Source organism: Paenibacillus sonchi (assembly GCF_016772475.1).
GTDB classification, from domain to species: domain Bacteria; phylum Bacillota; class Bacilli; order Paenibacillales; family Paenibacillaceae; genus Paenibacillus_AQ; species Paenibacillus_AQ sonchi.
In genome coordinates this window covers 7,037,263-7,050,414 of the sequence record NZ_CP068595.1, presented here as the reverse complement: position 1 = coordinate 7,050,414, position 13,152 = coordinate 7,037,263, and the positions used below count along the sequence as shown (strand labels likewise).

Sequence of the window (13,152 nt, the reverse complement as noted above, 5' to 3'; positions counted from 1 at the left end):
GCAAATGTTTTGGACGGAGGAAAAGCTGGGGGCGCGGCTGCGTGAACTGGAAGGGTATCGTTACCGTGATGTTGTCAAGCTGAATGACTGGCTGGCAGTAGAGGATAAGGATGGAGCGAACGGGAAGTACCCTCCGCAGCTCGAAGGAGATACAAGGCTTCAGCTGGGGGATTACTGGACCGGCCGGGATGCGTACCTCTGGCTGCATAACACCATAGAAGTGCCTGCGGAGTGGAAGGGGAAACGCGTGGTCGGGCTTTTTGACTTCGGCCGGACCGGCGGGGGCAACAACAGCGGCTTTGAGTCGCTGCTGTATCTTGACGGCAAGCCTTATCAGGGGGTGGATTCCAACCACCAGGAGGTTTTTCTGGAGGAGGATGCGGCGGGCCGCGCGCTGGACTTCACCTTCCGCTTGTGGTCAGGACTGGAGGGCGGGGGCCGTCCGGTTCCCCAGGAGCACCGGATTATGCGGTCAGAGCTGGCCTGGCTGGATGAGGCGGCGGATAATTTGTATTATACAGGCCGTGCTGTGCTGTCCACCTGCAAGCAGCTTGCAGACCAGCAGCCGGAGAAGCAGGAGCTGCTGATGGCGCTCAACCGGGCATTCAACAAGCTGGACTGGTCGAAACCGGGCAGCGCAGGCTTTTACCATTCCGTCCGGGAGGCTGAATCGCTGCTGCTGGAGCAGCTGGCGCTGCTTGAGGCGAAGCCTCCGGTAACCATAACCGCAATCGGCCATACCCATATCGATGTTGCCTGGCTGTGGCGGCTTACCCATACACGGGAAAAAGCGGCCCGCTCCTTCTCCACAGTGCTTCGGCTGATGAAGCAGTACCCGGAATATATATTTTTGCAGACCCAGCCGCAGCTGTATGCTTACATCAAAGAGGATTACCCGGAAATCTATGCCGAAATCCGCAAGCGGGTGGAAGAAGGCCGCTGGGAAGCCGGAGGTGCAATGTGGCTGGAGGCGGACTGCAATCTGACCAGCGGGGAATCGCTGGTGCGCCAGATCTTGTACGGAACCAAGTTTTTCCGGGAGGAATTCGGCGTGGACTGCAAATATTTATGGCTCCCCGATGTCTTTGGCTACAGCTGGGCGCTGCCGCAGATTTTGCGTAAATCAGGCATTGATACGTTCATGACCACCAAGATCAGCTGGAGCCAGTATAACCGTATGCCGCATGACACGTTTCGCTGGAGAGGCATTGACGGCAGTGAAGTGCTGACCCATTTTATCACCACGCCTGAAGGGCCTGGCTCCGGCGCCTGGTATTATACCTACAACGGCCTGATTGAAGCCTTCTCCGTTCAGGGCATCTGGGATCAGTACCGGGATAAGAATCTGAACCGTGAGCTGCTGCTCTCCTACGGATATGGTGATGGCGGCGGAGGCGTCAACCGCGAAATGCTGGAAATGCGCCGGCGCCTTGACAAGATGCCCGGGATTCCCGCGGTCCGGACGGGGCGGGCGGATGAGTATTTTGAACGCCTGAATGAGGCGGTCCGCAGCACTGACCAGTATGTTCATACCTGGGACGGGGAGTTGTACCTGGAGTTCCACCGGGGAACGTATACCAGCCAGGCCTACAACAAGCGGATGAACCGGAAGCTGGAGCTGCTGTACCGTGAAGCGGAGTGGCTGCAGGTCCTCCTGGCTGTGGAAAAGGGCAGCTTCAGCAGCTATCCGGCACAGCTCCTGCTGGAAGGCTGGCACACCATCCTCCGCAACCAGTTCCACGATATTATTCCTGGCTCCTCCATCCGCGAGGTGTACGAGGATTCAAGACTGGAATATGCGGAAGCGGAGCGGATCGGCAGCGCGGCGGCGGAGGCAGCGGCTGCAGAGCTGGCAGAAGGGCGGGCCGAAGAGCTGATAGAAGGGCTGGCAGAAGAGCAGGCCGAACAGTTGGCTGAAGGGGCCGGTTTCCGGCGTGAGACTGAATACACAGTCTTCAATGGAGCTTTCTACGAGCGGACAGAGCTGGCAGCTATTCCTTATGAAGCAGCAGGTGAGGATATGGTGTGGACCACTGCGGACAGCCGGCAGTTATCTTCCCAGCGTGTTGGCGGGGAGTGGCTGATCGAGGTCCCGGCGGTTCCGATGCTGGGCAGCACAGTCATAAAGGCCGGAACTGCGGCAGCATTTGCGGTTCAGGCGGATTCAGCGGGTTCTGCTGATTCTGCCGGTTCTGCCGCAGGCAAGATTGGGGCGCGGGAAGGCAACTCCTTAACACCCGGCGCCCCGGTTCCGTTCGAATGGGAGGATTCCCGGCTTACGACACCGTTTTATGTGCTGGAATGGAACGATGCGGGGCAGCTGAGCCGTATTTATGACCGCCGGGAACAGCGGGAGGTGCTGGCTCCGGGCGAGAACGGCAACGTGCTTCAGGTTTTTGAGGATAAGCCGAAGATGTACGATGCCTGGGATATTGACCTGTTTTATCAGGAAAAAAGAGAGAAATCACTGACCTGCGCTCGGTAAAGCTGACGGAATGCGGCGCGCTTGCGGCGGTGCTGGAATTCACATGGCAGTATATGGACTCCTCCATTGTCCAGAAGGTCAAGGTGTACAGCAGAAGCGCCCGGATTGACTTTGAGACGCTGGCCGACTGGCATGAGCAGCATCAGCTGCTGAAGACCGCTTTTCCGGTAGCGGTGCGGGCTACAGAGGCTACCTATGACATCCAGTTCGGGAACGTGAAGCGGCCGACGCACTGGAATACAAGCTGGGATTATGCGCGGTTCGAAAGTGTCGGCCATCAGTGGGCCGATCTGTCCGAGCGGGGCTATGGCGTCAGTCTGCTGAATGATTGCAAATACGGCTATGACATCAAGGATCATGTGATGCGGCTGTCACTGATCAAGTCGGCCACAGAACCTGACTGGCAGGCGGACCAGGGGGAGCACCGGTTCACCTATGCCCTGCTGCCGCATAAAGGCGACTGGGTAGCAGCAAACACGGTTCAGGAAGCTTGGTCACTGAATAATCCGCTGCGTGTGGTCAAGGGCGGTTATTCTGCCGGGGCCGGCAGATCGCTGATCAAGACGGACTGCGGCAGCATTGCCGTTGACGCTCTCAAAATGGCGGAAAATGGCGAAGGCTTCATCGTCCGCCTGCATGAGTATACAGGCTCCCGCAGCATCGTAACGCTCAGCAGTGATTATCCGGTCCATTCCTGGCAGGAATGTGACCTGATGGAACGGCCGGTGGGTGAAGTTAAGCCCGGCGGGGCGGTTACCTGTGAAGTCAAGCCGTATGAAATCAGTACCTATATTGTGAAATTCTCCGGTTAGGTATGGAGCATAGAAGCCGGCAGAATTAGGTACAGGCATGAACAACGGGCATTCCATTCTCACGGCAGGTGAGGGGATGCCCGTTTGTTATGCCGCTTAGGCGCAGTGAATCGGGGTTGGTTCGCGCGGTCTGCGGCACAGTTTTTTAACTATCGCTTCTTTCTGCCCCCAGTTTCCTGCAGCAGGTCAGACTTCATCATACAGCCGCTGCAGAAAATCGATGCTGCCCTGCATATAGTCCTCGGGGGTACTCTCCAGAATGCCCTGAATATGCGGCCGCTTATATTTCATGTATTGGAGCAGCGGAGCAAAGTGAAGCAGCCCTTGGCCGACAGGCACAATCCCGATCTGCCCGTCATTGACCGTGAAGTCCTTCAGGTGCAGGACAGCAATCCGGTCCCCTAGCAGCTCCAGCGCTTCCCCAATCACGGCATCCTGCTGCCGGTAATTGTCTGCGGTCATTAGATTTGCACAGTCGAGAATAATCTGCAGATTATTGGAGGGGATCAGCGAGAGCAGCCGGTGTGCCAGCTGTGCGGTATGTAGCGGGTGATTGATCCCTGCTTCAATGCCTACCGTTACGCCGAATCGCTCCGCTTCTGCCACCATAGCTTGTACTGAGACCACAACCTGCTGGAAGGCTTCCTCCGTAAAATTTTCCGGGGTATAGCCGTTGCCTACACTGCCCGTTTCAGTACCGACCAGGCTGGCGCCAAAATCGCGGGCCAGGCGAAGATGGGTGCTGAATGCGTTCAAAGCCGCCTTTCTTTTGGCGGGATCAGGATCGACGATATTTACATAGCAGCCGAGCACGGCAATGCGGACTCCTGCCTGGCGGAAGGCTTCGCCAAAATATGCAGCGGTTCCCGGGCTTAATGCAGCCAGCGCAGGGACACTTTCGGGAAAGGATTTATGTACAGCGAGCTGAATATGCGAAAAACGATACATGTTAAGCTTGGTGGTCAGCTCCGGCAAAGGCAGCCGTCCAAAGTCATGGGCGCGTACACCTAAATGAAGCGGGGCAGTCATGGTAAAAGCCTCCTTTTGCGGCGTTTGAAGGTATCGCGGAGTCCACGGGAGCCTATGTTGCCGGCAGGCTCTCTGCGGCTCTAAACCCTGGCTCCCGCAAGTGTGCATGCAGGGCAGCCAGCTCTGCCGACTGCGGGATCGCCTCCACGACCAGTTCAGCCACGCGGGCGGCGCCTTGTTTGCAGAAATGCGTGTCATCCGTGATGCCCTGCGGATAATTGGGATGCCCGCCTGCGGGCAGATGCATGAACAGCTGCCGCGAGCCGTCTACTCCCAGCTCGCGGTACAACTGCTGGGAGGAGGCAAAAATATCAAGCAGCGGCGTGCCGGTCTGCGCTGCGGTCTCGCGCACCGCTTCCGGGTACAGCCCGACCGCGAGCGGGTCAGGTTCGCCGCCTGCAGTGAACCGGCGGCGGCTGACCGAAGTCAGCAGAACAGGGTATCCGCCGCGGCTGCGGGCGAATTCGATGAACGTGAGCAGATTCCGGCGGTACTCCGCAGCGGGGTCGGTATAACGGGCTGGGTCCTCTACCTTCTGGTCATTGTGTCCAAACTGGATCAGCAGGTAGTCGCCGCACCGGAAGTCCTTGCCGATATCTTCAAGCCGTCCTTCCGCCAGGAAGGAGCGGGTGCTGCGACCGTTAACCGCCCGGTTGTCTACGGCAATCTTAGGGCTGAAATGCTCCTGAAGGAATTCACCCCAGCCGGCCATCGGCTTTTCGCCTCCGCCTTTCTGGGCAGCGGTGGAGTCACCGGCAATATACAGCGTAGGCATAATATACTTCCTTTCCTGATGCTTTGCGTCTTTGGTTATCTTCAAATGGACGGCGTACCCGCTTCTGTCTACCTGTGCTGCAGCTTGGCTGCGCTGCGGTCTTCAAAGCCGAAGTAGCCGGCGGCATTGTTGTAGGCGATATCCTCGACCAACTGTCCGAGCAGAGCCGGATCGTCCGGTGCTTCCCCGCGCTCGGCCAATTCGCCCAGCAGCTCACAAAGCACGCGCCGGAAATACTCGTGGCGTGTATACGAGAGGAAGCTGCGCGAGTCGGTGAGCATGCCGACAAAATTGCCCAGCAGGCTGTTGTCGGCCAGCAGGGTCAGCTGGCGGCGCATCCCGTCGCGGGTATCGTTATACCACCAGCCGGAGCCGAGCTGAAGCTTGCCTGCGGTATCCTTTTGATAGCAGCCCATCAGCGCAAGCAGGGCAGGGTAATCCCCCGGATTCAGTGAATAGAGGATGGTCTTCGGCAATCCTTTGCCGCATTCGGCCCGGTCCAGCAGCTGCGAGAGCGCCTCAGCCAAAGACAGGTCGTTAATTCCGTCGTAGCCGGTATCCGGGCCCAGCCGCCGGAACATCGGCGTATTATTGTTGCGGAAGGCGTGCAGGTGCAGCTGCATGGTCCAGTTTTTATCATGATACATTCCAATCAGCTCCGACAGCAGCTCTGTCCGGTAGACTGTAATCTCTTCCGGCGACAACACCGCGCCTCCCAGACGTTTGGTGAAAATCCGCTCCAGCTGTGAAGCTTCGCCAGCCGCCTGATAACGCAGCACATCCAGCGCATGGTCGGACAGCCGGCAGCCGTTCTGATGGAAAAAATCCACACGGCTCCGCAAGGCTTCAACCAGCGCAGCATACGTGGTTACAGGTACTCCGGCAGCTTCCCCCAGCCGGGTCAGCCAAGGGGTGAAGCCATCGGCATCGATATTAAGCGCCTTATCGGGGCGGAAGGTCGGGAAGACCTGAAAGTCCTGCTCCGACGCCTTCAGCAGCCGGTGATATTCCAGGGAATCCGACGGATCATCGGTGGTGCAGACGGTTTTAACCTTGGAATTCCGGATCAGGCTCCGCCGGGTGTACGCAGGCTCCGCAAGCTTGCGGTTCACTTCCTCCCAGATGGCAGGGGCGGAAGCCACATTCAGCGTCTCGTTAATCCCGAAGAACCGGCGCAGTTCCAGGTGGGTCCAGCTGTACAGCGGATTGCCGACAGCCTTGGGGAGCGTACGGGCCCAGGCCAGGAATTTGTCATAATCCGAAGCCTCTCCGGTGATATGGGATTCCGGAATCCCGTTGGCCCGCATCAGCCGCCATTTGTAATGATCCCCGGCCAGCCAGGCTTCAGTCAGGTTGCGGAAGGCCTTGTCTTCATAGATTTCCTTCGGGTCGAGGTGGCAATGGTAATCGATGATCGGCATGGTTTTGGCATGATTATGAAAGAGCAGGCGCGCCGTTTCGCTGGTCAACAGAAAATCGTCATTTAAAAACATTGCAATTCTCCCTTTGCTTGGATTGGATTAGGATTAGAGCGTAACTCCGGTTTTGAAAATCGCCAGCTCACGCACTTCGTTCTGCTCGTTGCGTGTTTTTTGGCCGCTGGCCACACCGATAATGTAGGCGATAAATTCCTCCAGCACATCGGCCATCGGACGCTCCAGCAGCGGTCCGGCATTGAAGTCCATCCAGTGGCCCTTTTTGGCAAAAAGGTCATTGTTGGTCGCCACCTTGACCGTAGGCACAAAGCTGCCGAACGGTGTTCCCCGGCCGGTTGTAAAAAGCACAAGCTGGCAATCCGAAGCGGCGAGGGCGGAGGCCGCCACCAGGTCATTGCCCGGGGCTTGCAGGAGACTGAGACCTTTGCGGCGCAGCTTCACCCCGTAATCCAGCACATCCACAACGGGCGAGCTGCCGGCTTTTTGCGTACAACCCAGCGATTTGTCTTCGAGCGTGCTGATTCCTCCGGCCTTGTTGCCGGGAGAAGGATTCTCGTACACCGGTTCACCATATGAGAGGAAATACTGCTTGAAGTTATTGATCAGGGAAACGATGTCTTCAAAGACCTCACGGTTCTCCGCACGTGCCATGAGCATCTTCTCCGCTCCGAACATTTCTGGGACCTCGGTCAGCACGGAGGTTCCGCCTTGGGAGATAATGAAGTCGGAAAAAGCGCCCAGCAGCGGATTCGCAGTAATGCCGGAGAATCCATCGGAGCCGCCGCATTTCAGCCCGATGTTCAGCTCGCTGAGCGGAACGGGCTCGCGGACATCATCTTTTGCGGCCTCGTACAGCTCTTCAAGCAGGGCCAGACCGGCTTCCACCTCATCGCCCACCTCCTGGGCGACTAGGAATTTGACCCGGCTCCCGTCGTAGTCGCCCAGCATGCTGCGGAATTCGGAGACGATATTATTCTCGCAGCCCAGGCCGAAGACAAGCACGCCCCCGGCGTTGGGGTGGTTTACGGCATCCAGCAGGATACTGCGGGTCATGCGGTGGTCGTCGCCGAGCTGCGAGCAGCCGTAAGGGTGCTTAAGCACAGTGAAGTTGTCGAAACCGCCCAGGTCGGGGTGCTCTGCCTTGAACTCCTGCAGCATCTGCTCGGCAATGCCGTTCACACAGCCAACTGTAGGGATGATGAACAGATCGTTGCGGATGCCAACCTTGCCGTTCGCCCTGCGGTAGCCCTGGAAGGTCAGGCCGCGTTTCGGATAGGTGACCGGATGCAGGTCGGGAAGATATTCATATTCTTCTTCTCCGGACAGATTGGTTTTGATGTTATGCGTATGAATCCAGTCACCCGCCCGGATCTCCCCACCGCATGCCCGATAGGGTATCCGTATTTGGTAATGACATCGCCCTCGGCGAAGCCGGTTAAGGCGATTTTATGGCCCTGAGGAATATCCTGGGCGGCTGTGAGACTAAGCCCTTCAAAGGAGAGTACTTCACCGGAGGCAATCGGACGCAGCGCGACGGCTACTGTATCCCGGGGATTCATTTTCATTAATCGTTTCATGCTGTCCCTCCTATAAAAAATGATGAATTAAACTTCTGAACGGACCAACTGCTGTAGTGCGGCACGGCTGCCGGAGCTTTGGAGCTGGCGCAGCCGGGCGTCAACAGCTTCAGCAAGACCCGGCACCTGTGTCAGATCCCGGCCCCACAGGCTGACTTCTCTAAGAATTGAAGCAGCGAAGGTGGAAGGCTGGCTCCAGGCCTGATCAAAAACCGCCAGCACCTCGGCACTGTCCTGACGCTTCACGCGGTCACCCCGGTAGCTAAGCAGCAGCGCGGCAAAAGCCAGTGTAATCAGCGGCGGCAGTTGGCCGCGTTCCTGCTGATACCGGAGGAGCACAGGGAGAAGCCGTGTTTTAAACTTGGAGATGCTGTTCAGTGAAATCGAGGCCAGCTCGTGGCGGATGAACGGGTTTTTGAAGCGCTCCAGCACAGCGTCCGCGTAAGAGAGAAGCTCTTCTTGCGGCAGATCCAGCACCGGAATCAGTTCTTCATCCAAAAGCCTGCGCACAAAGCGGTAGAACGTTTCATCGTTCATCACATCCTCCACGGTTTCGAGCCCTGCCATCATGGCGAGGGGAACCATGGCCGTATGCGGCCCATTCAGCAGATGAACCTTGCGCTCGCGGTAGAGGGTCATGTCACCCGTAACGACTACGTTAAGTCCGGCTTTCGCTAGCGGAAGCCGCTCGGACAGCCACGCGGGACCTTCAATGACCCAGAACAGGAACGGCTCTGCGGTTACCATCAGCTTGTCGAGGTAGCCCAGCTCCGCTTCCAGCTCAGCGGCCTTGTCGCGCGGATAACCCGGAACAATCCGGTCAACCAGACTGCAGCAGAAGGTGTTCTCAGCATCCAGCCACTGCAGGAACGCTTCACCCAGGTTCCATGCTGCGGCGTATTGCTGCACAATTTCCTTCAGCTTTTCCCCATTGCGGTCAATCAGCTCACAGGGGATGATGACGAAACCTTTTTTGCCCAGCTCAAACCGTCTGTAGAGAAGGGCGGTCAGCTTGGCAGGAAAGCTTGAGGGAGGCGCATCCTCCAAACGGTCTTCCGGCTGATAGGCGATGCCTGCTTCGGTCGTATTGGAGGTGATAAACTCCAGCTCATCATTTTCGGCCAGGGCCAGATACGCTTCATAGTCGCTGTAGGGGTTGATCACCCGGCTGACACTGGTGATGATCTCGCGCGAATTGACTGGCTGCTCCTGCATGATGCCGTTCAGCAGCACCGTGTAGAGATTATCCTGCTCGGCCATCAGGCCGCCGAGTCCCTGGCCGATCGGCACGACGACCGCCGCACTTCCGTTGAACAGGCCTTGTTGGTTCATCTGCTGCAGCTGCCAGTCTACGAAGGCACGCATGAAATTGCCTTCCCCAAATTGAATCATCCGTTCTGGATATTGCGGCAGGCCGGGCTGAGTGGTTCTGGATAAACGCTGTGTCATAAGGTTCAATAATCTCCTTTTATAAGGTATTGGAATAATGCACACGTGAACATTTTATTTAAAAAAAGAGAGGCTCTTTTTTTAAAAATATAAGAATTAATATGCTTCACACTATAAATGTTCCTTCTATTTCTCGCTGAAACGGGTATCTGAAAGCGATACTCTGTATCGCGGCTTCAGAAGCATAGGCTCCTAAAAAGGAAAGGACGGTACCCGTTTCTACTTGCCGGATTCATTGCTGCTGTAATTCAGCTACCGTCTGGCGTATGACTAACGATGTGTTCACGAACAGCTGCTGGGGTTTGGCCTCCGGCTGCTGAAGCAGCTGGACCAGCATTTTGGTGCCAAGCTCGCTGATTTCTGTTATCGGTTTGCGGACCGTGGTCAAGGCGGGATTCGTATACCGGGAGAACATGATATCATCGAATCCAAGCAGGGAAATCTGCCCCGGAACATCGGCCTTGTGGGCGTAGCAGGCATTCATCGCGCCAATTGCCATGTCGTCATTGGAGCAGAATACGGCTGTCGGCGGATCTTCCAGCTGGAGCAGGGCAGCCATAGCCGCATAACCGCTCTCAATGCTGTAATCACCTGCCGCAAAATAACCGGAGTTCAGCGGAAGGCGATGGGCAATCAGGCTGTCCATGAAACCCTGCTTGCGCTCGCTCGAAGACTTGAAGCCGGGTTTGCCTTCGATAATAGCGAGTTTCCGGTGTCCCTGGCGGACGGCATAATCGATGGCTTCCTTCACGCCTTCGCGGTCATTTGCCACCACGTTCATAATGCCGGGGTCTTCAAGCTGGCGGTTCAGCACGACCAGTGGAATGCCCATCTTCTTTACATGATAGATGAAGGCATTGTCCTCGTCGCTCTGGCTCATGACCAGAATGCCGTCAAAACGCTGCGGCTGAATGTTGCCAAAGTTATGAACGCCGTCAATACCGTTGACCGTCAGGTTGAAGTTCTCATCCAGGATGTGGCTGATTCCCTTGATGGCATCCACCAGGAAGCTGGCCGAGGTCCCTTGCTCAATGCTGGAAAAAAACAGGCCAATGGTGAAGGATCTTTTGGTCACCAGGCTCTTGGCGCTGTAATTGGGGACGTAATTCATTTCTGCAGCGATTTTTTCTATTTTGTCCCGGGTGACCTTCTTGATCAGCGGGCTGCCGTTCAGCGCCCGGGAAACGGTGGTATGGGAGACGCCGGCGACACGTGCAATGTCTTTGATGGTGATCATAATATCTCTCCGGAAAAATAGAATTGTTAACGATTTCAGTTTACGGCCTCGGCAATATCAAGTCAAGGAATTATTAGATTGCACACGTTAAAATTTTGTGGCGGAATGCTGCCTCCGGCTTTATAATTTTTTGCTTGCCGGTGTCGGGGCAATGAGTGTGAAGGAGAACGCATGATTATGGAACAATTTTGAAAGCGTTCAAGCTTCTGCGTCTTCTTTGGCACAATGGGACCGGACACCTCTGGAGGCGCTTTCTTATAGCACAAAAAAACCTACCCGCGCCTGGTATGGCTGGTAGGTCTGTATATGGGTACGGCTTTTTTGCTATGCTTGTGAACTCGTGCAGGTTGATTGCATTTTGTGCAGCAGAATAGCCAGTTTTCTGTGAAAAATAGCATTCTATTGTATTTTCTGCAATTGATTTCTGGAATTCTGGCCTAAAGCACTCTTTACACAGGATTCTGCCTGTACAGAGTGCAATAGATCCAGTTTTTCGGACTATTTAGGGATGATCTGCTGTACAAAATACAACAGATATTCATGCCGCCCATTGGCAGCACTTCAGACGATGAAATTTCGGAGAAGGCCCTCAATTCGGCTTCGCCAAATTCGAGGCTTCCATAACCATGTCGTATGAATCGGACATCGTTATTTCAGGATAGAATGGCCCAAGTCCCTTTTCGAATGTTTTTTACTTGTCGCCGGTTTTCTCCCCGGCCGGATTCTTGCCGGAGTTCTTAGGGGAATCGCCGGTCAGGGTTTCCTGCACATTATCCATAATACCTCCGACGATATCGTCCAGCTTGTCCGTAGATGCGGTCTGTCCAGGCCTGATGCTGGCATCAGGAATCTGACTGAATCCGGGGGTTCGTTCGTCTCTGAAATCCGCTTTGTCGCTCATGCCTCTCATTCCTTTCTGCCCTGCAAAAGTCAGGATATGTCCATAATGCCCATCTTATGTAACGATTAACCAAATGGGCGGAACTGAACCACCATGCAGGGGAGAAAGGTGTCAAGGCTGTGCCGTAATGCTAAGGGCTGGCAGCCTTTTATCTGGAGTAAGCAGGGAAATTATACTCAAAGCGGAATGTAATTAGGGATGAATTAGGCTTTGTTATGCTGGAATTTCGTGATTTCCCGGTCGTAATGGGAGACGCTGCCGTCGAACCTTTTGAGCCGTACATAGTCTTCAGCAAATTTCTCGACGATTCCGATGCCCACCTGGGAATACATTCCGTCCGGGTCGAGCTGCAGCGCTGACACATAGGTCTGCGATAGGGCGGCGACAAAAAAATCAACATTTTTGACAAGTGTCTGCGGCATGGCTGACATTCCTCCGTTGTTCGCTTTAGCGCGGGTGTCTACAAAAGCTTTTTATCTATAATACGACAGGCATTGCATTTTGAAAACAAGATTTAATTTGCAAAATATGTGAAAATGACGCTTTCCTGTTGCAGACAAAGGCGGATTATACTTATTTTGCACAAATAGAAGCGCTGCTGAATTGAAGAATTTTAGGCGGCAGAAAGTAAATGTATGGAGGAATCCCAATGAGATTGCTGGTCTCCCAACCCAACCACGAGTCAGGGTTATTGAGGATGCAACAAGAACTTAAGCAGTGGTCCGAATATTGCGATGCAGTGCTCTACCCTGAAGGGTATGTAGCCGATACCGGCAGTGTGCAGACTCTCCGCAGTCTTGCCGGGCAGTATAGGAAGCTGATGATTACCAGCTACAAAAATGATAACGGCCAAGACAGAGCGCTGGTGATCGGTCCGGACGGAGAGATTGTATTGGAACGGGCAAAGTCACCGATGCAAGGAGAGCTGTATGCTCCTTCCGTAATTGAGGCAGGTGCTATCAGGATGGGTTATCTGCTGTGTGTGGAGATTTTGCAGGGGTTGAACGGGCTGGAAGGGCATGCTGGAACCCTGGATTTCATCGCCCATCCGATTGGAGTGGGAATGTTCAGTGAAGAACAGTTCGCCTTGTGGACGGAGGAGGCAGCGCGGATCGCTGTGAAATACCAATGCTCCATCATTGGAACCAGCCATGCCGACGGCTCCTACCGGAACTGCGGGGTGTCCATCCCTATATCCTACTGTATAATGGCAAACGGGCAACCGCTGTACATTTCACATGCTGACACACGAAGCCGCATTGTGGATTTGAAAAGCGGTACCGTTGCGATTGCTGGAACTGATTATTCACAGGCTGCTATGATGTAACACCGCCAGTTGAAGGCTGGAATCTGGAGGTCCATTCACAAATGGGATTGGTTATAAATTGGGGAAAGAGGTGCCGGGATGCCTTTAATCACCTGCGGACCAAATATGACATTCAGCTGTCCGG

The 13,152-nt window shown here is 55.2% G+C and carries 8 protein-coding genes and 2 pseudogenes; 2 read left to right on the top strand and 8 right to left on the bottom strand.

Going from position 1 to position 13,152, the window contains the following annotated elements:
* The first annotated feature begins 4 nt into the window (after positions 1–4).
* A pseudogene (locus tag JI735_RS31770) lies at positions 5–3,297 on the top strand (alpha-mannosidase).
* Positions 3,298–3,483: 186 nt separating this feature from the next.
* On the opposite strand, the gene JI735_RS31765 reads toward JI735_RS31770, so the two are convergent.
* The 8 genes and pseudogenes from JI735_RS31765 to JI735_RS31730 form a co-directional block, all read right to left on the bottom strand.
* Complete coding sequence (locus tag JI735_RS31765) at positions 3,484–4,326, bottom strand: sugar phosphate isomerase/epimerase family protein (protein ID WP_039834438.1); 843 nt, start codon at positions 4,324–4,326, stop codon at positions 3,484–3,486.
* A 52-nt stretch (positions 4,327–4,378) separates the two neighbouring features.
* Positions 4,379–5,101 (bottom strand): rhamnogalacturonan acetylesterase, encoded by a 723-nt coding sequence (locus JI735_RS31760; protein ID WP_051051667.1) that lies wholly within the window; start codon positions 5,099–5,101, stop codon positions 4,379–4,381.
* Positions 5,102–5,169: 68 nt separating this feature from the next.
* Positions 5,170–6,594 carry a glucuronate isomerase gene (uxaC, locus tag JI735_RS31755; RefSeq protein WP_039834437.1) on the bottom strand — a complete coding sequence of 475 codons (1,425 nt, stop codon included), beginning with the start codon at positions 6,592–6,594 and terminating at the stop codon, positions 5,170–5,172.
* Between the two features lie 33 nt (positions 6,595–6,627).
* Positions 6,628–8,114, bottom strand: a pseudogene (locus tag JI735_RS31750) (UxaA family hydrolase).
* Positions 8,115–8,141: 27 nt separating this feature from the next.
* Entirely contained in the window at positions 8,142–9,563 is a 1,422-nt protein-coding gene (locus JI735_RS31745) for a tagaturonate reductase (RefSeq protein WP_051051666.1), read from the bottom strand.
* Positions 9,564–9,795: 232 nt separating this feature from the next.
* A complete protein-coding gene (locus JI735_RS31740; protein ID WP_083886559.1) occupies positions 9,796–10,800 on the bottom strand; it encodes a LacI family DNA-binding transcriptional regulator in 1,005 nt (334 codons plus the stop codon).
* 691 nt (positions 10,801–11,491) lie between these two features.
* A complete protein-coding gene (locus JI735_RS31735) occupies positions 11,492–11,701 on the bottom strand; it encodes a hypothetical protein (RefSeq protein ID WP_039834434.1) in 210 nt (69 codons plus the stop codon).
* 203 nt (positions 11,702–11,904) lie between these two features.
* Positions 11,905–12,123 (bottom strand): hypothetical protein, encoded by a 219-nt coding sequence (locus tag JI735_RS31730; RefSeq protein ID WP_020428986.1) that lies wholly within the window; start codon positions 12,121–12,123, stop codon positions 11,905–11,907.
* 275 nt (positions 12,124–12,398) lie between these two features.
* Between JI735_RS31730 and JI735_RS31725 the strand changes: the two genes are divergently transcribed.
* Positions 12,399–13,028 (top strand): hypothetical protein, encoded by a 630-nt coding sequence (locus JI735_RS31725; protein WP_202676787.1) that lies wholly within the window; start codon positions 12,399–12,401, stop codon positions 13,026–13,028.
* Positions 13,029–13,152: the final 124 nt, after the last annotated feature.

Bases quoted from the DNA above. Each gene is read 5' to 3' on its own strand.
- JI735_RS31765 (WP_039834438.1), bottom strand. From the start codon at position 4,326: ATGACTGCCCCGCTTCATTTAGGTGTACGCGCCCATGACTTTGGACGG.
- JI735_RS31760 (WP_051051667.1), bottom strand. From the start codon at position 5,101: ATGCCTACGCTGTATATTGCCGGTGACTCCACCGCTGCCCAGAAAGGC.
- uxaC (WP_039834437.1), bottom strand. From the start codon at position 6,594: ATGTTTTTAAATGACGATTTTCTGTTGACCAGCGAAACGGCGCGCCTG.
- JI735_RS31745 (WP_051051666.1), bottom strand. From the start codon at position 9,563: ATGACACAGCGTTTATCCAGAACCACTCAGCCCGGCCTGCCGCAATAT.
- JI735_RS31740 (WP_083886559.1), bottom strand. From the start codon at position 10,800: ATGATCACCATCAAAGACATTGCACGTGTCGCCGGCGTCTCCCATACC.
- JI735_RS31735 (WP_039834434.1), bottom strand. From the start codon at position 11,701: ATGAGCGACAAAGCGGATTTCAGAGACGAACGAACCCCCGGATTCAGT.
- JI735_RS31730 (WP_020428986.1), bottom strand. From the start codon at position 12,123: ATGCCGCAGACACTTGTCAAAAATGTTGATTTTTTTGTCGCCGCCCTA.
- JI735_RS31725 (WP_202676787.1), top strand. From the start codon at position 12,399: ATGCAACAAGAACTTAAGCAGTGGTCCGAATATTGCGATGCAGTGCTC.